A 17021-nucleotide genomic window follows, 5' to 3' on the forward strand; every position below is an offset into this window, starting at 1 on the left:
GATGCCGGGACGATTGTCCGCGATCGCGTCAGCGGTCCTGCTCGTGGCGATGGCCGTCCCGGCGCACGCTGCGACCATAGAGATCACCATGGAGAATCTCGAGATGTCGCCGAAAGACGCTTCGGCGAAGGTCGGCGACACCATTGAATGGATCAACAAGGACGTTTTCGCCCACACCGCGACCGCAGGGAACGGCGATTTCGACGTGAACCTGCCGGCGAAAAAATCGGGGACGTTGGTTTTGAAGAAGGCGGGCACGGTCGATTATTACTGCCGCTATCATCCCAACATGAAAGCGACGCTCAAGATCGAGCCGTAACAGGCTGGGGAGCGGATTCCCGACGGCGGCGGGAACAACTCCCGGCCCTGGCGAGACTAATGCTTGGCGGCGGGGACCGGCTTCCGTGCGATAAACACGGCAGACTTCGCGACGTCTTGGCCATGACTTCGTCGCCAAGACCTCGTCGTAAAGTCATTCATCCGTAGACTGGCCCCGCCCGCGTGGCGGGGTCATTTTCGGACGACGTGCTTACTGTCTGGAGATGTCGACCGAGAATTCGCCGTTGCGGATGCGGCCGGGAAAGCCTTCGACGAACTTCGCCACCGCGTCCTCGCCATAGGTGCCGACGAGCTCGGCAAGGGCCGCAAACAGGCTTGCCTGCGCCAGGCAGTCGCCGTCGACGCCATCATGGCGCGCTTCGGCCCAAGCCTCGTTGAGATAGCTCAGTGCGGCCTGTTTCTGCTCGTGATCGGGCAGCGGCGCGCGGGCGGGGGCGTAGGACACTGGATGGCTCATGAAACTCGACAGGGCTGGAGGCGCGTCCACGGCGATGCGCTGTGCGAGAGGTGTAGCACGCGCGTTAACGCCCGCTAGGCCACATCTTTAGGAACGGTTAACGGCTGTGTACAAAGACGATGACAGGGTTCCCGTCGCTCGTCCGACAGCCAGATCCCTCATGGTGAGGAGCGCGCGAAGCACGCGTCTCGAACCATTGAGGTCCCGCTGCAGCAGCAGGGCCTTTCATCCTTCGAGACGCTCGCTTTGGCGGGCTCCTCAGGATGAGGGATTGCGTAACAGGATGAGGCTGACAGCAATCAGTTCGCGTAACGCGCGGTGAGATCGCGCGAGATCTTCGAGCCTTCCTCGATGTAGCGGCGAATCGCCACCGTCGCGGCCGGCGTGCAGCTCCGGTAGGTCTGCTGAAAACCGTTATAGCCGCGGTTGAAGCCGGCGATCATGCGGGTGCGGCGTTCGCCCGCGGGGGTTTCGGCATCGATCAGCGCCTGCATCTCGCTGCGCCATTTGTTGCCCTCGTTGGACCCGCAGATGCCGCGCAGATAGTGCAGCCCGCCGAGAATCTCCGCCAGCCGCTGCAAATCGCCGTCAAACGGCGCTGCACCGTCCTGAGCCCTCGTGGGCACCGAGGCGCAGGTGAGAATCAGGGCAAAAATGGCCAGAAATCGCGTGGACATCGGCGGGGTGTATGCCTCCTCGGGGCGGTGGACGCAAGGCGGGGCCGTCAGGGGCCGATCAGCCGGTGGGCGGACTGGATGACCTCTTCCAGCCCGCCGGTCAGCTTGAGGTCGCCAAGGCTCGCCAGGGCCGCCGGGGCGATCCAGCGGTAGTCGTCGAGCTCGTCGTTGAGAACCGGCTCCCGGGCCGCCCAGCGGGCGGCAAAGGACATGATCAGATAGTGGCCGGCGCCGGCCGCGGCCGGCAGCACTTCGCGCCAGCCCGCGAGGCCGATGATTTCGATATCGAGGCCGGTCTCCTCGTTGATCTCGCGCGCCAGTGCCTGGTGCAGCGATTCGCCGAACTCGACCCGGCCGCCTGGCAGCGAATAGAACCCCTTTGCCGGCGAGCGCGCGCGACGGGTCAGAAGCACCTTGCCGTCACGAAAAATCGCGGCACTGACCGCGATCTGGGGACGGGTGGGCTGAACGATCGCAGCCATGACTTCACCTGCTCGGGCTCAGTTCGCCATGATGGTGTCGACGTCGGCTTCCGCGCCGCCATTGATGATGCCGCCGCAGGCCGCGATCAGCGGCTTGACCCAGAGGGCGGCCTGCTCGGCGAGGCGGACGCGGGTCGTGTCCTTCTCGACCTCGCGCATGGCCGAGCCGACCGCCGTCAGGATCGAGGTCATGGTGTCGGCGAGGTGGTCGAACTGGGCGCGCACGTTCGGGTCGGCCTTTTCATAGGCCTCGATCGCCAGATCCCGGGCCTTGAAATTCGAGGCGGTGAAATGCTCGGCATAGGACAGCGGCGACCAGGTCAGAAAATCTTCCGCGCATTCCGGCATGTCGGGGACCATTTCCAGCAGCATCACGGCTTCATTGAAATGGTTGAGATAGTCGGTGGCAAGCCCGGTCCGTGGGTTGATGTTGGCCACGCGCAGCCGCTCGGCCCAGGCCGCGGCCTCGGGCCCCGTCTGTCCATGCATTCGCGCCGGCTGGGAGACCGTTGAGCTCATCTGCCGCAGTGTTAACGTTCGGGGTTAAAAGGACCTGAACGGACCCTATATAGGCCCTCAAGGATGTGTGGACGCTTCGTCATAACTTCGGCCCCCGCGGCTTTGCGGCAACTGTTCGGCTACATCGAGCAGCCGAATTTCCCGCCCCGGTTCAACGTGGCCCCGACACAACCGATTCCGGTCGTGCTGGCCGAGAACGGCGCGCGCCATTTTCGCCTGATGCGCTGGGGCCTGTTGCCGGGCTGGGTCAAGGATCCCAAGGGGTTTACACTCCTGATCAATGCCCGCTCCGAGACGGTGCTGGAGAAGCCCGCCTTCAAACGCGCGATTCGCCGGCGGCGCGGCCTGATTCCGGCCGACGGCTATTACGAATGGAAGGCGGAGGGTGGCCGCAAGCAGCCCTTCTTCATCCATCGCGCCGACGGCGCGCCGCTCGGCTTTGCCGCGTTGTTCGAGACCTGGGTCGGGCCGAACGGCGAGGAGCTCGACACGGTCGCGATCGTCACGGCGGCGGCGAGCGAGGATCTCGCCACGCTGCATGATCGCGTGCCCGTCACCATCAGCCCTAGCGATTTCGAGCGCTGGCTCGACAGCCGCAGCGACGACGTCGATGCCGTGTTGCCGCTGATGACCGCCCCGCGCATCGGCGAATTCGCCTGGCACCCGGTCTCCACCCGCGTCAACCGCGTCGCCAATGACGACGACCAGCTGCTGCTTCCGATCAGCGCGGAGGAGATCGAGGCGGAGGTGCCGAAGAAGAAGGTGGTGCGGAAAGCGGCGGCCGGATCGGCCGATGACGGGCAGGGGTCGTTGTTCTAGTTGGCGCGACAAAACACACTGTCGTCCCGGCGAAGGCCGGGACCCATACCCCCAGGGAGCAGTGTAGCGCGAGATGGCGGTAGGGAATCTTCGCCAAATTGCATTCGGTGGATATGGGTCCCGGCCCCCGTGCGCAATTGCGCACTAGGCCGGGACGACACTGAACGTGAGGCGGCAGCTCTACACAATCTCGTTCGCCCTTAGCGCCGCAATCTCCGCCGCGTCGAATCCCAGCTCGCCCAGCACCGCATCCGTGTCCGCGCCGAGCTCCGGCGCCATCCGGTCCAGCCTGCCGCCGCCATGCGCGAGCTTGAATCCGCTGCCGGCAAAGCGCAGGCGCCCATAGGGCGTATCGAGCTCCTGGATTGCGCCGCGCGCCTTGATCTGCGGATGGTCGATCACCTCTTCGACCTTCCAGATGCTGGCGCAGGGCGCGCCGGCATCTTCCAGAATGGTCTCCCATTCGCGCGCCGGCCTTGCCGCGAGCGCCTCTTCAATGATGGCGCGCAGCGCCGGCTCGTTCTCGTTGCGGGCGAACCAGTCGGCAAAGCGCGGATCGCTGAGCGTGTCCTCGCGGCCGAGCGCGGACATCAGCGCGCGATATTGCTTCTCGTTGTTGACGGCGAGCAGGATGTGGCCGTCGCCGCATTTGAACAAATTCGCCGTGGTCCTGCGGCTGACGGCCTGATTGCCCGACAGCTGCTGGCGATGGCCGGCGACCGACCAGTCCGCGATCTGCCCCGAGAGAAACGCCATCGTCGCCTCCAGCATGGAGACGTCGATGAGTTGGCCCTTGCCGGTGCGATCGCGCTGGTACAGCGCGCTCGACACGCCGAAGGCAGCGGTCGCGCCCGACAGCACGTCGCACACCGCAAAGCCCGCGCGCGTCGGTCCGGTTTCTGGATGACCCGTGATCGCCATGATGCCGGACAGCGCCTGCATCTTGCCGTCATAGCCGGGCCGCAGCCGATCCGGACCGGTCTGGCCGAAGCCGGACACCGCGCAGTAGATCAGCTTCGGATTGATTGCCGACAGCGCCGCATAGCCGATGCCGAGCTTGTCCATCACGCCGGGGCGGAAATTTTCCAGGACGACGTCGACCTGAGTGGCGAGCTTCTTCACGATCGCGATCGCATCCGGCTTTTGCAGATCGAGCGTCAGGCTGCGCTTGTTGCCGTTGATGGCCTGGAACGCCGGCGCGAGGCCGCGCTCCGCCCATTCGCGCGACAGCGGCGTGCGGCGCATGTCCTCGCCCTCGCGCCGCTCGACCTTGATGACGTCGGCGCCCAGCAGCGCGAGCTGGTAGCTCGCATAGGGGCCGGCCAACACTTGCGTGAAGTCCAGGATCTTCACGCCCTCGAACGGTCGCGTCACGTCGCTCTCCCTTTTTGTTTTGGTTGTCGGAGGACGTCAGGCGGCGCGATTGCCGCGCGCGATCTCCTTCTGCTTGTCGAATTCGGCACGGCGGCGCTCCAGCTCTTCAGGCGAGAGCTGCGCGACGTTGTTGTAGTCGAGCTTCCAGGAGGCGTCCTCGCTCCAGCGCAGCGGCGACTGCATGGTGGTCTGCGGGCCGCTCGCGGTCTCCAGCAGTTTGAGCGCCAGCTCGAGCGTCTGCGCCTGCGAGGCGACGTTATGCGGCTTGCCGGCGGAATTGCCGAGCGGGAAATCCGAGAACAAAAAGCGCGGCACGGCGGCGTGCTCGATGATGTCCTTGGCGCAGCCCATGATCACGGTCGGAATGCCGTTCGCCTCGAGATGCCGCGCCACCAGCGCGGTGGTCTGGTGGCAGACCGGGCAGTTCGGCACCAGCACGGCGACATCGACATTGTCGGCAAGACAGCGCGCCAGAATGTCCGGCGCGTCGGTGTCGAGGGTGACGCGATGGCTGCGGTTGGTCGGCGCGCCGAAGAAGCGCGGGGCCACCTCGCCGATGCGCCCGGCAGCGCTCGCCTTCAAAAGCTGCGGCAGCGGAAACCAGCTGCCGTTGTCGGTGGCCGTGGTGTGCTTGCGGTCGTAGCCGATGTGGGAGATGCGAAGGTCGTGCGCTTTCGAGGTGTCGCCGTCATAGACCTGGTAGAATTTCGCGCCGCCATTATACGCCGCACCCGGCCCCTGGTCGCCCTTGGTGGGATCGTACGGCGCGGCCGTCGTGATGATCGTCACGCGTGATCGCGAAAGCGGCTTCTTCAGCGGCTGGAACGGCGCCTCGGTGTAGTGGGCCCAGCGATACGCCGTGGTGTAGCCGATCGCGGCGTAATAGTCCCGCGTGCGCTGCATATAGGGGACGGGGGCATCATAGTCGGGCGCAAAGCCGAATTCGTCGTCGCGCGGATCGGACATGGGCGCGTCTCCTGGTTCTTGGTGGCGACAGACTAGAGATAGTCGCGGGGGAGCTCAACAGGCCCCATGGCCGCGCAGGTCAGAATTGCGGACCGGGCGGGGGCTACCGAAACAGATGCAGCGCCGCGTATTGCAGCAGCATGATCGCCTTGGCGTCGATGATGCGCCCGTCCGCGATCATCGCCAGCGCGTCGTCGATGGAAAGCTCCAGCACCTCGATGTCCTCGCCTTCGTGTTCGAGGCCGCCGCCGTCGCTGACCCGCATCTCCGGCTCGTACTTGGCGACGAAGAAATGCAGCTTCTCGGTGACGGCGCCGGGGCTCATGAACGCCTCGAACACCTTGTGGACGTGGTGCAGGCGATAGCCGGTTTCCTCCTCGGCCTCGGCGCGGATGCGTACCTCGGGCGAGGCATCGTCCAGCACACCGGCGGCCGCCTCGATCAGGAGATCGTCGTGGCCGCGGATGAAGGCCGGCAGGCGGAATTGCTTCACCAGGATCACCGTACGCCGTGCGAGATTATACGGCAGCACGGCCGCGGCGTTGTCGCGTTCATAGGTCTCGCGGTGCTGCGTCTGCCACTCGCCATTGGCGCGCCGGTACTCGAACGTGGTGTTCTTGAGGGTGGTCCAGTTGTCCGAGAGCACGCGGACGTCCTTGATGCGGACGCGGTCGGAAATGGTCATGGCTCGATCTCAGTTGCTTGGAGGCGTGTCGCGGCCGTCGAGCCATTTCTGGAATATGACCGAGGTCGATTCCTCAAAACCCAGCGACTGGTAGAACGCATTGGCCTGGGCATTCTCGCGGCGGACCAGCAGCTGAAGCTTCGCGATACCAGCCTGGCGCAGCCAGTCCTCGGCTGCGGTCATGATCACCCGGCCATGGCCGCGCTTGCGGCCATCAGGATCGACCGCGACGTAATAGACCCAGCCGCGATGGCCGTCATGGCCGACCATGACGGTGGCGACGATGGCGCCGCCGTCGCGGCCGAGCAGGATGGTGGAATTGTCGCGCCGACGCGCTAGCGCGATGTCGGCGTGCGGATCGTTCCACGGCCGGGTCAGGCTGCAGCGCTGCCACAGCGCGACCACAGGCTCGACATCGGCCTCAGTGATCGCGTCGATCGTGAGAGCACTCACAGCACTTTTCCCGGGTTCATGATGCCAAGCGGATCGAGCATCGCCTTGAGCTGTCGCATCAGCTCGATTGCGGTCTTGTCCTTCACGTCGGGCAGCTCGTCGCGCTTGAGCACGCCGATGCCGTGCTCGGCCGAGATCGAGCCGCCCATGCGCAGCACGATCGCGAACACGACGGCGTTCATCTCGTGCCAGCGCGCCAAATAGTCCGCACTGTTGGCACCGATGGGCTGGCTGACATTGTAGTGCAAATTGCCGTCGCCGAGATGGCCGAACGGCACCGGTCGTGCGCCGGGGATCAGTTTCACCACGGCGGCATTGGCCTCGGCGACGAAGGCGGGAACGGTGGCCACCGGCACGGAAATGTCGTGCTTGATCGAGCCGCCCTCCGGCTTCTGCGCCGACGACATCTCGTCGCGCAGCTTCCAGAAGCCGGCGCGCTGGGTCAGATTGGCCGCGATCACGGCGTCGTCGACGATCTCGTCCTCCATGGCGCGGCTGAGGATCGTTTCCAGCGGCGTGCGGGCGTCGTCGCCGGGTGATGACAATTCCATCAGCACGTACCAGGCATGCTTTTGCGCGAGCGGATCGCGCACGTCGATGCCGTGGCGGATCGAGAAATCGACCGCCATCTCCGAGAGCAGCTCGAAACTCGTCAGCGCATTGGCGGCCTCGCTTTGCGCGATCGCCAGCAGTTTCAATGCGGCGTCCGGCGACTTCAGCCCGACGAAGGCGGTCTCGATCGACCGCGGCTTCGGAAACAGCTTCAGCGTCGCGGCCGTGATGATGCCTAGCGTGCCTTCGGCGCCGATGAAGAGGTTGTGCAGATTGTAGCCGGTGTTGTCCTTCTTCAGCTTCGACAGCACGCCCAGCACGCGCCCGTCCGCCAGCACCACCTCGAGCCCCAGCGCCATCTCGCGCGCGACGCCATAGGCGAGCGCGGCCGTGCCGCCGGCATTGGTCGAGAGATTGCCGCCGATGGTGCAGCTGCCTTCCGCGCCGAGCGAGAGCGGAAACAGCCGGTCGACGTCGGCGGCCTTCTGCTGCGCGATCTGCAGCACCACGCCGGCCTCGCAGGTCATGGTGTTGGACGCAGTGTCGACCTCGCGGATCTTGTCGAGCCGGCGCAGCGACACCACCACCTCGCCATTGTGCGGCGTCTGCCCGCCGACGAGGCCGGTGTTGCCGCCCTGCGGCACCAGCGCGATTCTGTGCTCGGAAGCGAGCTTGCAGATCGCGGCGACCTCTGCAGTCGAGCCCGGGCGCAGCACCAGCGGCGAGCGGCCGTGGAACAGATTGCGCTCCTCGGTGACATAGGCCTCGATGTCGGCCGCATCGGTGATCGCATGCTTCTCGCCGACGATCTTGCGGAATTGTTCGATCAGCTCGGGCGCAAGCGGAGGGGTGGCGGATTGATTGACGTTCATGGTCGTGTCTCTTCTCAAGCTTCTTACTCTTTGCGCATGATCTTGTCGGAAAACCGCTACACACTTTCCCGGATCATACGCTATCGCGCGACGGCCGCCCGGCGCAGCCGGTCGTTGATCGCTTCGCCCAGATCTTCTTCGGGGATCGCCATCACGGCGATCACTCGCGGCCCCCCGGCATCGAGGGCGCGAAGATAGCCGAACAGATTGGCGGCGGCTTCATCGAGATCACCGGTGAGCGACAAATTCATGACGGCGGCGGCGGCCTCCAGGCCGGGCAGGCGCGCGGGGCCGAACGCCAGCAGCGCTTCGCCCGGCGCGACATCGTGGGCATTGAGCCGTACATTGGCACGCGGCGCGTAATGCGAGGCCAGCATGCCCGGGGCGAGCGGCTGGCTGTCGTCGCTGTCGGCCTCCGCGGGCAGTCGCGCCAGCGGTGCGCCGAGCACGGCCTCGATCCGCTCGCGCGACAGCCCGCCGGGCCGCAGCAGCATCGGCGCGTAGAAGCAGCCGACGATGGTCGATTCGACGCCGACCGTAACGGGCCCGCCGTCCACGATCAGGTCGATCCGCCCCGCAAGGTCGCCCTCGACATGGGCGGCCAGCGTCGGGGAGACGTGGCCGGAGAGGTTCGCCGACGGCGCCACCACAGCCCCGCCAAAGGCGCGCAGGATCGCCTGCGCCACCGGATGGGCGGGAATGCGGATCGCGACCGTATCGAGGCCGGCGGTGGCAAGATCGGCCACCGGGCAGTTTTCCGTCTTCGGCACCACCAGGGTCAGCGGGCCCGGCCAGAACGCCTCCGCAAGGCTCAAGGCGCAGGCGTCGAATCGCCCGATCCTCCGCGCGGCCGCGAGGTCGGCGACATGCGCGATCAGCGGATTGAAGGCCGGCCGCCCCTTGGCGGCGTAAAGATGGGCGATCGCGCTGGCATTTCCGGCGTCCGCCCCGAGCCCGTAGACCGTCTCGGTCGGGAACGCGACCAGCCCGCCGGCGGCCAATGTCCGGGCGGCAGCTTCCGCGCCGGCCTCGCCGGCCGGTAAAATCAGCGTTTCAAGACCCGTTTTCACAGGGATAAGATTCCTCAGCTCGGCCGCTTGCGGTGCGCCAAACCCGACGCTATAAGCCGGCCTCTTGTCGGAGTGTGGCTCAGCCCGGTAGAGCACTGCGTTCGGGACGCAGGGGTCGCAGGTTCGAATCCTGCCACTCCGACCATTCTTCCAAAAGTCGACGTTTTCCTAGAGGCTTGTTCCTCTAGAGGCTTGGTTTCCTAAAGACTTGGCTTCCTAAAGACTTGGCGGACCGGCCGCCAGCGCCTCGGGAGCGCCCTTTTGCAACGATTTTCGGGGCGGGTCCACGGCCGATTTGGCCGGGCAGGGCGGTCTGTCGCGGCGGCATGGCTCGCAACGCTCATCCCTTCGAGTAGCGCTTTGATTGCGTGAAGCGCGGTGCAGGGGTCACCGGGTTCAAATACAGATCGTTGGATCTGGGTTGGCTTCAACTTTTCGGGCGGCTGACAATTTCAACTTAAGCTCGCATTCATTTCGTAATACACATGACGCATTGATTTTTTTGCTTAAGGCATTGCGCCATGGAATTGACCCCGAACAATTTGGACCAGCTTTCCGGAATTGCCCAATGCCTCGATGACCAATGGGCCCCGCCGGACATCGCCCAGGAAGCCGCGGAGGGTGCGAAGCCGCTCTCCGCCTACGCCAAGCGGATCCAGCCGGCGATGAAGACGGAGTTCTTCAAGGCGCTGCTCACGCTGCGTTCGGTGGTGGTCAATCGCGCATACCTCCTCCACAACGAGGCGGTCAAGGCACTCTACCTCGGCGGAGGTTCGGAGCCGGAGTCATTTGAGCGCCTCGTGCGGGATCGCGCAATCATCCCTTTCCTCTACGACGAGCGGCAACTCTCGGACTTCAAGGGCACGGACCTGTCCCGCGACGTCGAGGATTACTGGATCAAGGCCGAGTCGAAAGACACGAACAAGCTGAGATTGAGCTGGGACGACAGGCGGAACGGAACCCTGATCGCGGACCACATTTCCAAGCGCTTCGGAGGTTTCTTCAAGACGATCGACGACCTGAGGCCCGATCTCCTTCGCAAGGACTTCTCTCTTTCGACATTCGATGACGAGAGCATCAAGCTGATGCTCAAGAACATCCGCGATTTTGCCAATCGGGTGCAGGACGAGACCAGTCGTCCGGTCAAACGCAAGGAGATCTACCAAAAGTTCGTCTGCGTCGATGGCCTGCACAAGGACCACCTGGTCTTTGATCTCAAGAAGCCGCTGGCCATGCAGATCAAGGCGCTCGCGGACCTCAAGTACAACGTCAATTTGCCGGATGTTCTCAACCGATACGTCGTCACGTCCCAGGGATCGACCAGCCGTGAGTGCTTGCAGGAGATCAAGGAACTCACGGAAGGCATCAAGGAGGTGGACGAGAAGGAGTTGCACGATCTCATGATGGCTGTTGCCGGGGTCGGTCTGGACATCGCCAGTCAAGCCGTTCAATTGACCGATATCGGTTCGGTAAGCCTGGACGACATCATCGCGGTCAGGAACGATCCGATATGGGCGTTGCATCACGAGATCGCTGTCGAGAACCTGCCGGACAACAAGCGGCCGATGTCGGAGCAGAAGTTCGTTCAGGACCCATTGGAGTCCATTCGGCGCGTCTCCAGTTCGCTGGGGAACGTGGTTGGGCGTTTGGGCCAGATCCAGCGCGACAGTCGTCTCCGCGAAGCCACCGAGCGATGGGAGGTTCGACTGAGTGCGTTGGGCATTTTCGAGATGATCGCCTCGGAGGCTGGGCACGCGTTTGGCTTGCCACATCTGCCCGAGGATCCGGTCAGCGAACACTCGCTGTCGCGAGGGATGGTGCCCCTCGTCGCTCACGCAGTCGTCTATCTTGAGGGAGGCGGGTTGAAATATGAAATGAAGCAGCCCGTATTCCAGGGTAAAATCTGGGCGGAAACCGCTGCAAAGATCGCTCGGGAGGTTCGTAGCCGTCTGTCGTTCGAGGGGACCGAGATAGCGCCGTCGGGGGATCAATTGCGTCCCGATCAGCAGGGCGGCGGACTTGAGGTCAAGGATCGGGACGATTGAACTGCGGTGTAACCCCGGCAAAATCAGGCGGCGCCGCAAGGCATCGCCGCCAAAACGACAAGAAGCGGCTCGACCGTGATCGCGGCTCACGGGCCGGCCGGTGGCAGCGGCAGGCCCATGTCAATCTTCATCTCTGACCAGGGAAAATAATGGTCGATCCAGCAGCCGGCATCGAGGCCTATCTCGACGTGCTCGCCAAGTACCCCCAATTGTTCGAGCCGCGTCGCTATCGCCGGCTTGTGCTCGACCGCGCCCGCCTGGAGAACTACGCGCGCGAGCATGGCGTCGCGCTCGGGCTTACCTTCTCAAATGACTACGTGCTTGTGCTCGTCGACCTGGTCGAGGTGGGCGAGGGCCGGACCACGATCGTCCATCCCTATTTTCGGGTCGTCTCGCGCGGCCAACTGCTGGGAGGGCACAATGTCGTGGTCGTTGCCACGATCGCCGATCCGAAGCTGGGGAACGTCGGCGACATCGTGATGGTCGAGCAGGAGCGGCATGCGATCGGACGGCTTATGCTGGAACTACCGCGCGGATTTGCCGAACCGGGCATCGGGTTGGAAGCAAATGCCTTGAAGGAATTGGAGGAGGAGACCGGCTACGTCGGTGTCGAGCCGCGGCTGATCGGAAGCATCTTCACGGATACGGGCTTGATGGATAACGAAGTCCACATCGTGCATGCGTCGGTGATGGGTCGTCGGGAGTGGTTGCCCGAGATGCGCGAGGTCATAACCCGCACCTTGTTGATGCCGGCCGATGCGATCTGGTCGAAAATCCTGTCGGGTGAGATCAAGGACAGCTACACGCTCGAAGCGATCGGAATATGGAGCAGGTTGTCGCGCGGCATCTCGCCGTAATATCGCCTGCCGCGGCGCCACCAGCAACGCCACCATCAGCGGTGCCTCGCTTCGCTGTCCCGGCGCATCGCCGAAGCCCTTGCGCGAGGATGGCTGGCTCGGTCACATTCCTGCGCACCGCAGAATCGGTTGCCATCCGGCCAAGCCGACGGCTAGATGAACCCACAGTCGATCGCACGCTCGAGCCTCGCGATCGGCCAATAACAAAAACAGGGCTGGAAATCATGAACAAGAAGATCTTCGCGCTCGTTGCAGCGTTTGGCTTCGCTGCTTGCGGATCGGCATGGGCCGCGTGGCCGGAAGACAAGCCAATCGAAGTCGTTGTCGGCTTTGCGCCCGGCGGCGGTACCGATGTCATGGCTCGCAAGCTTCTTCCCTTTGTTGAGCGCGCGCTAGGCGGCAAGACGAAGTTTGTCGTCCTGAACAAGCCTGGCGCCGGTGGAGAGATCGCGTTTGCCTCGATCGCGCGCGCGGCGCCCGACGCCTATTCGATCGGCGTCGTCAACGTGCCGGGCTACAACTTTCTGCCGATGACGCGTAAAACCCAATACACCACGGATGAAATCCGGCTGGTCGCACGGATCGTTGAAGATCCGAACGTGATGGTGGTTCCCGCGGACAGCAGATTCAAGAATCTGCCGGATGTCATTGCCGCACTTCGCAGCAAGCCGGGCTCGGTGACGTTTGGTCACAACGGTGCCGGCACGAACGGTCATTTGGCCATTCGCATGCTGGCAGCAGCCGCGAAGGTCGAGCCCAACGAAATCTCTTACAGGGGAACGGCCGCGCAGCGGACCGATCTGTTGGGCGGGCATCTGGAAGTCGGGATGGTCACTCTCAGCGAGATTCCCGAATTGCATGGCACCAACAGGGGGCCACTTCGCGTCATCGCGATCCTGTCGAAGAAGCGCTTTCCATCGCTGCCCGAAGTTCCGACGGCGGAGGAAGTGGGCTTTCCGGTCACGACGACGGCAGAACGCGGCTTTGCGGTCCCGAAGGGCGTTCCGGACGACATCGTCAAGAAGCTGGAAGCCGGGATTGCCGAAGGCCTGCGCAATCCCGAGTACTTGACGAATTCGCCCGGCGACGAGCCGGTGATCGCCTTCCTGACTGGCGCTGAGTGGCAGAAACGCCTCGACGAGATGTCTGAGGCGTTGCGTCCTTATGCTGAAGACATGCGCGCGAACGAGCAGAAATAATCAACCCTGCCGTAGCCGGCCGTTGTCGCGAGACTACCGCCTCGCCACCAGCACGCCGACCATAAACGCAATCATCAGCGCCGGCAGCGGTGCCTCACGTACCATGCCGCGAACGACGTGGGTCCAATGCTGCTCCGGGACGAGTTTCGGAGACCTGATCTCTGGCGCTGGCGTGATGCCCCATTCGGAGGCGAGTTCGGCGATCTCGCTGGAGGCAAGCCGCACGCCGTCGCGGACGCGGAAGATGGCGGCATCCGCTCGCTCGCGCGGCGCAAGCAGCATCATGGTCGTGACGGCCGTACGCAGGGTCATCTCGCCGTAGCCTTGCAGCCTCACCGATTCCTCGGGGTCGGATGTCATGCGAAATTCCTCACAGCGCCAAACCCTTCATAGGGCGAAGTGGCGCGCGATGGTGAATGCCATCGTCGCGCACAGGACCAGCGTGGATACCGCGCCGGCCACGCCGCGCGCGAGGTCGGTCCGCGTCAGGTGCCTGGTCATGATTTTGCTCCATGCTCGGCATGGCAATGGCGGGGAGGCGGTGTTGGTTCCTTGCGCGTCGGGCGAATCGCGAACGCCGGCTATTTCCGCAGCAGCTCGCTCAGCGCCGCCGTTGCCTCGGCGCAGCGGATGTCGTCGATCTCGCGCGACAGGCTGAGCGCGCTCGATCTGAGCTCTTCGACCTTCCAGCTCTCGGGGTGCTGGGTCTCGAGTTGACCGAGCCGCTTGTTCAGATCGTCCAATCTGGTTTGCAACTGCTCGACGCTGGCGGCCCCGTTCACCACCCAGACTCTTTGCGCACGCATCGTAGTTCCCCTGCTAGTCTCACGGCGTTGTGAGAGGGGTTCGTGGCCGGAATGGGAGTTTGTTTTGGCCGGCTTTAGATCGCGTGGAACCGTTGCAGATCGGCAACGGGAGTTCCTTCGTGTTCACCAGGGACGGGGCTACCGCCGTCGCCGCATCAGGCCGCGCGCGGCCACTCGGTCGATTGCTTTTCAAGCCGGCTTTCGAGAATCGCGATGCTCACCCGGATATTGTCGCGCCGGGCCCGCAGGTTCTGCGCGAGCATGGGATAGGCGAGGTTTTGGGGATCGGAGATTCCCGCCTTCCGCTCTTCTTCCAGAATGTCGGCGTCGATCATCTGCATGCGCCAGCGCAGATCGGAAATCAGTGCGTGGAGCTGTGTCGGCATGGTCGCTTCGAAACGGGACGTCGGATGCATGATCGCCTCACGATGAGACAGACCCACTGCGGATCTGAGGGATTTGACTACCGTGCAGCAAGTAGAATGCCAGTGCGCCGGCAGAGAGTTCCTCTCCCGCGATCACTGCGACGTCGCGCCGGAACGATTGCCACTCTTTCCCGTTGCTGCAGGGACCTCGACAACGAGGCGATCGAGGGACCCATGCCGCTCATCCGCTATTTCGTCTTCACCGGCGGCGCTCTGCTCGCCCTCCTGTACCTTGCTGATTCTTACATGGCCGGCCCCGTGAGCGCGGCCGACGAAGCCGGGCCGGCCCTCTCGATCGCCCGAATTCATTCTGCGCAGACATGGCCGGAGAAGATCGTCTTCGACACCAACGTGCGACAGATTCCGTTGACCAAAACCGTGGCGTCATCGACATCGGACGGCGCGGCGCCGGCCGCATCGGAAGGTACGCGCCAGGCATTTGCAATGGCGGCGCAGCCCGCCGCGGAGCTCAAGGCTTCGGACGCCAAGGCTTCGGACGCCAAGGCCGCCGAGCCAAGGCAGGCCAAGGCGGCCGCTCCGAACAAGCGCATCGCGGAGCGGCATCGTCGCCGCCAGCCGTCGCGCATGGCGGCGCGCGGTCAGTTCTTCAACGAGCCCGTCGCCGCAGAATGGTGAGTGGCGCTCGGCGAGAAAGTTTGCGCTCGACGTGGATGCACTCAATCCCAATTCGTCGTCGGCGCTTCCCACGTGACGGTAGGGCTGCCTCTCGGTTGGGCACCGTGCCGGACAGCGAGGCTGTGCGCGCGACGCATCGCGCGATAGTCTCTGCCGCGACCTGACCCGGGAAGCGGACGAGGGAAATATTCGTGGCGAGATTTGTGACTATCGCGGCCGGCCAGCTCGGCCCTGTCGCGCGGACCGAGACCAGAGCTGCGGTCGTGGCGCGCCTGATGGCCTTGATGCGCCAGGCGCACGCAAACGGCTGCGACCTGATCGTTTATCCCGAGCTCGCGCTGACCACTTTCTTTCCGCGCTGGTACTTCGAGGACCAAGCCGAGATCGACGGCTTTTTCGAGCGCGAGATGCCGGGAGCGGAGACGCAAGCGCTGTTCGATCTCGCGCGCGAGATCGGCATCGGATTCTGCTTGGGTTATGCCGAGCTGACGATGGAAGCCGGCGTCGTCCACCGCTACAACACCTCCATCCTGGTCGATCGAAGCGGCGCCATCGTCGCCAGATATCGCAAGGTCCATTTGCCCGGCCATGCCGAGCTCGAGCCCTGGCGCGAATTCCAGCATCTGGAAAAGCGCTATTTCGAGCCGGGCGGCGGTTTCGGCGTGACCGAGGCCTTTGGCGGCGTGATGGGGATGGCGATCTGCAATGATCGCCGCTGGAGCGAGACCTACCGGGTGATGGGCCTGCAGGGCGTCGAGATGGTGATGATCGGCTACAACACGCCGGTGCACAATCCGCCTGCGCCCGAGCATGACGATCTCTCGCTGTTCCACAATCATCTGGTGATGCAGGCCGGCGCCTACCAGAACGGTACCTTCGTGGTGGGCGTCGCCAAGGCCGGTGTCGAGGAGGGCGTCGACCACATCGGCGGAAGCTGCATCATCGCGCCCTCGGGCGAGATCATCGCGAGATGCACAACCAAGGGCGACGAGATCGCGCTGGCCCGCTGCGATCTCGATCTCTGCAATTCCTACAAGCGCACCACGTTCAATTTCGACGTTCACCGTCAGCCGCAGGCCTACGGGATGATTGTCGAACGGAAGGGCGTGACCCTCATGGCGGACGGCACGCCGGCGCGAAAGAAGGGGTGAGGCTTCGTAGCCCGGATGGAACGCAGCGAAATCCGGGGCCGCCCGCGCGGCATTCGGCACCGTCCCCGGATTACGCTTGCACTCCATCCGGGCTACGGGACCGCGCCCTGTGTCGCCCCTGTCAATCCGATCACGCAAAAATATTCCATTTTACCGAAATTCGGTTTTGGCGTATGTGTCGCGCATCCCGGCTCATCCTTGAGGGGCGATCATGTGGTCGTCACGTTCGCGAGCCGGGCTTGCGGTGGACGCGGCAGCGTCGGGCGCGAGAGGTGCGGGCAGGGCGGATTGCTCTCCGTGAGCCCAAAACTTCGTGCTAGACGAGCGACGCTGTCAGGTTCGTCTCGCCTGTAAGTTTCCGGCTCCGTCGACAGGGCTGGAAAAACTGCGGCGAAATGGCGAGCCGTGCGTACGGCAAAACCGTGTGGTCCTGGCCGTCGTTGCTACGGTCAAGCCCTGGCGGATGCGGCAGTCGCGTCAACCGGCGCGGTGTCGGTGAATTTCGTTGGGACGAGGGAGGCCAAAAGGAACTCGGCTCCCGGGAGAGCACGGCATAAGCCGTCCAACCACTGCGCAGGGAAGGCCGAGTGATTGGCTACACCTGTATGCTGCTGTGCGGTTTTTCTGCGTGTGCTTT

General features: G+C 64.1%; 20 protein-coding genes and 1 tRNA gene. 8 read left to right on the forward strand and 13 right to left on the reverse strand.

Annotation, left to right across the window (positions count from 1 at the left end; genetic code table 11):
* Position 1: 1 nt before the first annotated feature.
* Positions 2-319 (forward strand): cupredoxin domain-containing protein, encoded by a 318-nt coding sequence (locus JQ591_RS26335; protein ID WP_211398943.1) that lies wholly within the window; start codon positions 2-4, stop codon positions 317-319.
* Positions 320-529: 210 nt separating this feature from the next.
* Here the strand turns inward: JQ591_RS26335 and JQ591_RS26340 are convergent, their stop codons facing one another.
* The 4 genes from JQ591_RS26340 to JQ591_RS26355 form a co-directional block, all read right to left on the reverse strand.
* A complete protein-coding gene (locus tag JQ591_RS26340) occupies positions 530-796 on the reverse strand; it encodes a hypothetical protein (RefSeq protein WP_007594892.1) in 267 nt (88 codons plus the stop codon).
* Between the two features lie 299 nt (positions 797-1095).
* Positions 1096-1473 (reverse strand): TIGR02301 family protein, encoded by a 378-nt coding sequence (locus tag JQ591_RS26345; protein WP_211398917.1) that lies wholly within the window; start codon positions 1471-1473, stop codon positions 1096-1098.
* A 47-nt stretch (positions 1474-1520) separates the two neighbouring features.
* A complete protein-coding gene (locus JQ591_RS26350) occupies positions 1521-1955 on the reverse strand; it encodes an NUDIX hydrolase (RefSeq protein WP_211398918.1) in 435 nt (144 codons plus the stop codon).
* A gap of 18 nt (positions 1956-1973) precedes the next feature.
* Positions 1974-2474, reverse strand: a complete 501-nt coding sequence (locus JQ591_RS26355) for a hypothetical protein (RefSeq protein ID WP_211398919.1) — start codon at positions 2472-2474, stop codon at positions 1974-1976.
* 63 nt (positions 2475-2537) lie between these two features.
* Here JQ591_RS26355 and JQ591_RS26360 point away from each other — a divergent pair, with 63 nt between their 5' ends.
* Complete coding sequence (locus tag JQ591_RS26360; RefSeq protein WP_211398920.1) at positions 2538-3293, forward strand: SOS response-associated peptidase; 756 nt, start codon at positions 2538-2540, stop codon at positions 3291-3293.
* Between the two features lie 180 nt (positions 3294-3473).
* On the opposite strand, the gene JQ591_RS26365 is transcribed toward JQ591_RS26360, so the two are convergent.
* From JQ591_RS26365 to JQ591_RS26390, 6 genes are all read right to left on the reverse strand, one after another.
* Positions 3474-4667, reverse strand: a complete 1194-nt coding sequence (locus JQ591_RS26365; protein ID WP_211398921.1) for a CaiB/BaiF CoA transferase family protein — start codon at positions 4665-4667, stop codon at positions 3474-3476.
* A gap of 36 nt (positions 4668-4703) precedes the next feature.
* Complete coding sequence (locus JQ591_RS26370) at positions 4704-5633, reverse strand: glycine reductase (RefSeq protein WP_211398922.1); 930 nt, start codon at positions 5631-5633, stop codon at positions 4704-4706.
* Between the two features lie 103 nt (positions 5634-5736).
* Positions 5737-6318 (reverse strand): NUDIX domain-containing protein, encoded by a 582-nt coding sequence (locus JQ591_RS26375; protein ID WP_211398923.1) that lies wholly within the window; start codon positions 6316-6318, stop codon positions 5737-5739.
* 9 nt (positions 6319-6327) lie between these two features.
* Complete coding sequence (locus JQ591_RS26380; protein WP_211398924.1) at positions 6328-6771, reverse strand: GNAT family acetyltransferase; 444 nt, start codon at positions 6769-6771, stop codon at positions 6328-6330.
* Entirely contained in the window at positions 6768-8195 is a 1428-nt protein-coding gene (locus tag JQ591_RS26385; RefSeq protein ID WP_211398925.1) for an FAD-binding oxidoreductase, read from the reverse strand. Before JQ591_RS26385 ends, JQ591_RS26380 begins: the two co-directional genes overlap by 4 nt.
* Positions 8196-8275: 80 nt before the next feature.
* Positions 8276-9265 (reverse strand): L-threonylcarbamoyladenylate synthase, encoded by a 990-nt coding sequence (locus JQ591_RS26390; protein ID WP_211398926.1) that lies wholly within the window; start codon positions 9263-9265, stop codon positions 8276-8278.
* Between the two features lie 68 nt (positions 9266-9333).
* Between JQ591_RS26390 and JQ591_RS26395 the strand changes: the two genes are divergently transcribed.
* The 4 genes from JQ591_RS26395 to JQ591_RS26410 all read left to right on the forward strand — a co-directional run bounded on the left by JQ591_RS26395 (position 9334) and on the right by JQ591_RS26410 (position 13366).
* Positions 9334-9410, forward strand: a tRNA-Pro gene (locus JQ591_RS26395).
* Positions 9411-9786: 376 nt separating this feature from the next.
* Positions 9787-11310, forward strand: coding sequence for a hypothetical protein (locus JQ591_RS26400; RefSeq protein ID WP_211398927.1), 1524 nt, complete (start codon positions 9787-9789; stop codon positions 11308-11310).
* Positions 11311-11459: 149 nt separating this feature from the next.
* Positions 11460-12167: an NUDIX hydrolase gene (locus JQ591_RS26405; protein WP_211398928.1), complete on the forward strand. Its 708-nt coding sequence runs from the start codon at positions 11460-11462 to the stop codon at positions 12165-12167.
* A gap of 224 nt (positions 12168-12391) precedes the next feature.
* Positions 12392-13366 carry a tripartite tricarboxylate transporter substrate binding protein gene (locus JQ591_RS26410; RefSeq protein WP_211398929.1) on the forward strand — a complete coding sequence of 325 codons (975 nt, stop codon included), beginning with the start codon at positions 12392-12394 and terminating at the stop codon, positions 13364-13366.
* Between the two features lie 33 nt (positions 13367-13399).
* On the opposite strand, the gene JQ591_RS26415 is transcribed toward JQ591_RS26410, so the two are convergent.
* From JQ591_RS26415 to JQ591_RS26425, 3 genes are all read right to left on the reverse strand, one after another.
* Positions 13400-13726, reverse strand: a complete 327-nt coding sequence (locus JQ591_RS26415) for a hypothetical protein (protein WP_211398930.1) — start codon at positions 13724-13726, stop codon at positions 13400-13402.
* 221 nt (positions 13727-13947) lie between these two features.
* A complete protein-coding gene (locus JQ591_RS26420; protein WP_007594875.1) occupies positions 13948-14172 on the reverse strand; it encodes a hypothetical protein in 225 nt (74 codons plus the stop codon).
* A gap of 155 nt (positions 14173-14327) precedes the next feature.
* Positions 14328-14507, reverse strand: coding sequence for a hypothetical protein (locus JQ591_RS26425; protein WP_433995217.1), 180 nt, complete (start codon positions 14505-14507; stop codon positions 14328-14330).
* A gap of 264 nt (positions 14508-14771) precedes the next feature.
* On the opposite strand from JQ591_RS26425, the gene JQ591_RS26430 reads away from it, so the two are divergent.
* Positions 14772-15233, forward strand: a complete 462-nt coding sequence (locus tag JQ591_RS26430; RefSeq protein WP_211398932.1) for a hypothetical protein — start codon at positions 14772-14774, stop codon at positions 15231-15233.
* Positions 15234-15424: 191 nt separating this feature from the next.
* Positions 15425-16384 (forward strand): N-carbamoyl-D-amino-acid hydrolase, encoded by a 960-nt coding sequence (locus tag JQ591_RS26435; RefSeq protein WP_211398933.1) that lies wholly within the window; start codon positions 15425-15427, stop codon positions 16382-16384.
* The last annotated feature ends 637 nt before the right edge of the window (positions 16385-17021 follow it).

Origin of the sequence: Bradyrhizobium canariense, from assembly GCF_018130465.1 — a bacterium.
Lineage (GTDB): Bacteria > Pseudomonadota > Alphaproteobacteria > Rhizobiales > Xanthobacteraceae > Bradyrhizobium > Bradyrhizobium canariense_C.

What these genes read in the sequence shown, in the direction of transcription:
- JQ591_RS26385 (WP_211398925.1), bottom strand. Translation starts at nt 8,195, where the DNA reads ATGAACGTCAATCAATCCGCCACCCCTCCGCTTGCGCCCGAGCTGATC.
- JQ591_RS26375 (WP_211398923.1), bottom strand. Translation starts at nt 6,318, where the DNA reads ATGACCATTTCCGACCGCGTCCGCATCAAGGACGTCCGCGTGCTCTCG.
- JQ591_RS26400 (WP_211398927.1), top strand. Translation starts at nt 9,787, where the DNA reads ATGGAATTGACCCCGAACAATTTGGACCAGCTTTCCGGAATTGCCCAA.
- JQ591_RS26370 (WP_211398922.1), bottom strand. Translation starts at nt 5,633, where the DNA reads ATGTCCGATCCGCGCGACGACGAATTCGGCTTTGCGCCCGACTATGAT.
- JQ591_RS26340 (WP_007594892.1), bottom strand. Translation starts at nt 796, where the DNA reads ATGAGCCATCCAGTGTCCTACGCCCCCGCCCGCGCGCCGCTGCCCGAT.
- JQ591_RS26355 (WP_211398919.1), bottom strand. Translation starts at nt 2,474, where the DNA reads ATGAGCTCAACGGTCTCCCAGCCGGCGCGAATGCATGGACAGACGGGG.
- JQ591_RS26405 (WP_211398928.1), top strand. Translation starts at nt 11,460, where the DNA reads ATGGTCGATCCAGCAGCCGGCATCGAGGCCTATCTCGACGTGCTCGCC.
- JQ591_RS26425 (WP_433995217.1), bottom strand. Translation starts at nt 14,507, where the DNA reads ATGATCGACGCCGACATTCTGGAAGAAGAGCGGAAGGCGGGAATCTCC.
- JQ591_RS26345 (WP_211398917.1), bottom strand. Translation starts at nt 1,473, where the DNA reads ATGTCCACGCGATTTCTGGCCATTTTTGCCCTGATTCTCACCTGCGCC.
- JQ591_RS26420 (WP_007594875.1), bottom strand. Translation starts at nt 14,172, where the DNA reads ATGCGTGCGCAAAGAGTCTGGGTGGTGAACGGGGCCGCCAGCGTCGAG.
- JQ591_RS26350 (WP_211398918.1), bottom strand. Translation starts at nt 1,955, where the DNA reads ATGGCTGCGATCGTTCAGCCCACCCGTCCCCAGATCGCGGTCAGTGCC.
- JQ591_RS26415 (WP_211398930.1), bottom strand. Translation starts at nt 13,726, where the DNA reads ATGACATCCGACCCCGAGGAATCGGTGAGGCTGCAAGGCTACGGCGAG.
- JQ591_RS26335 (WP_211398943.1), top strand. Translation starts at nt 2, where the DNA reads ATGCCGGGACGATTGTCCGCGATCGCGTCAGCGGTCCTGCTCGTGGCG.
- JQ591_RS26430 (WP_211398932.1), top strand. Translation starts at nt 14,772, where the DNA reads ATGCCGCTCATCCGCTATTTCGTCTTCACCGGCGGCGCTCTGCTCGCC.
- JQ591_RS26360 (WP_211398920.1), top strand. Translation starts at nt 2,538, where the DNA reads ATGTGTGGACGCTTCGTCATAACTTCGGCCCCCGCGGCTTTGCGGCAA.
- JQ591_RS26410 (WP_211398929.1), top strand. Translation starts at nt 12,392, where the DNA reads ATGAACAAGAAGATCTTCGCGCTCGTTGCAGCGTTTGGCTTCGCTGCT.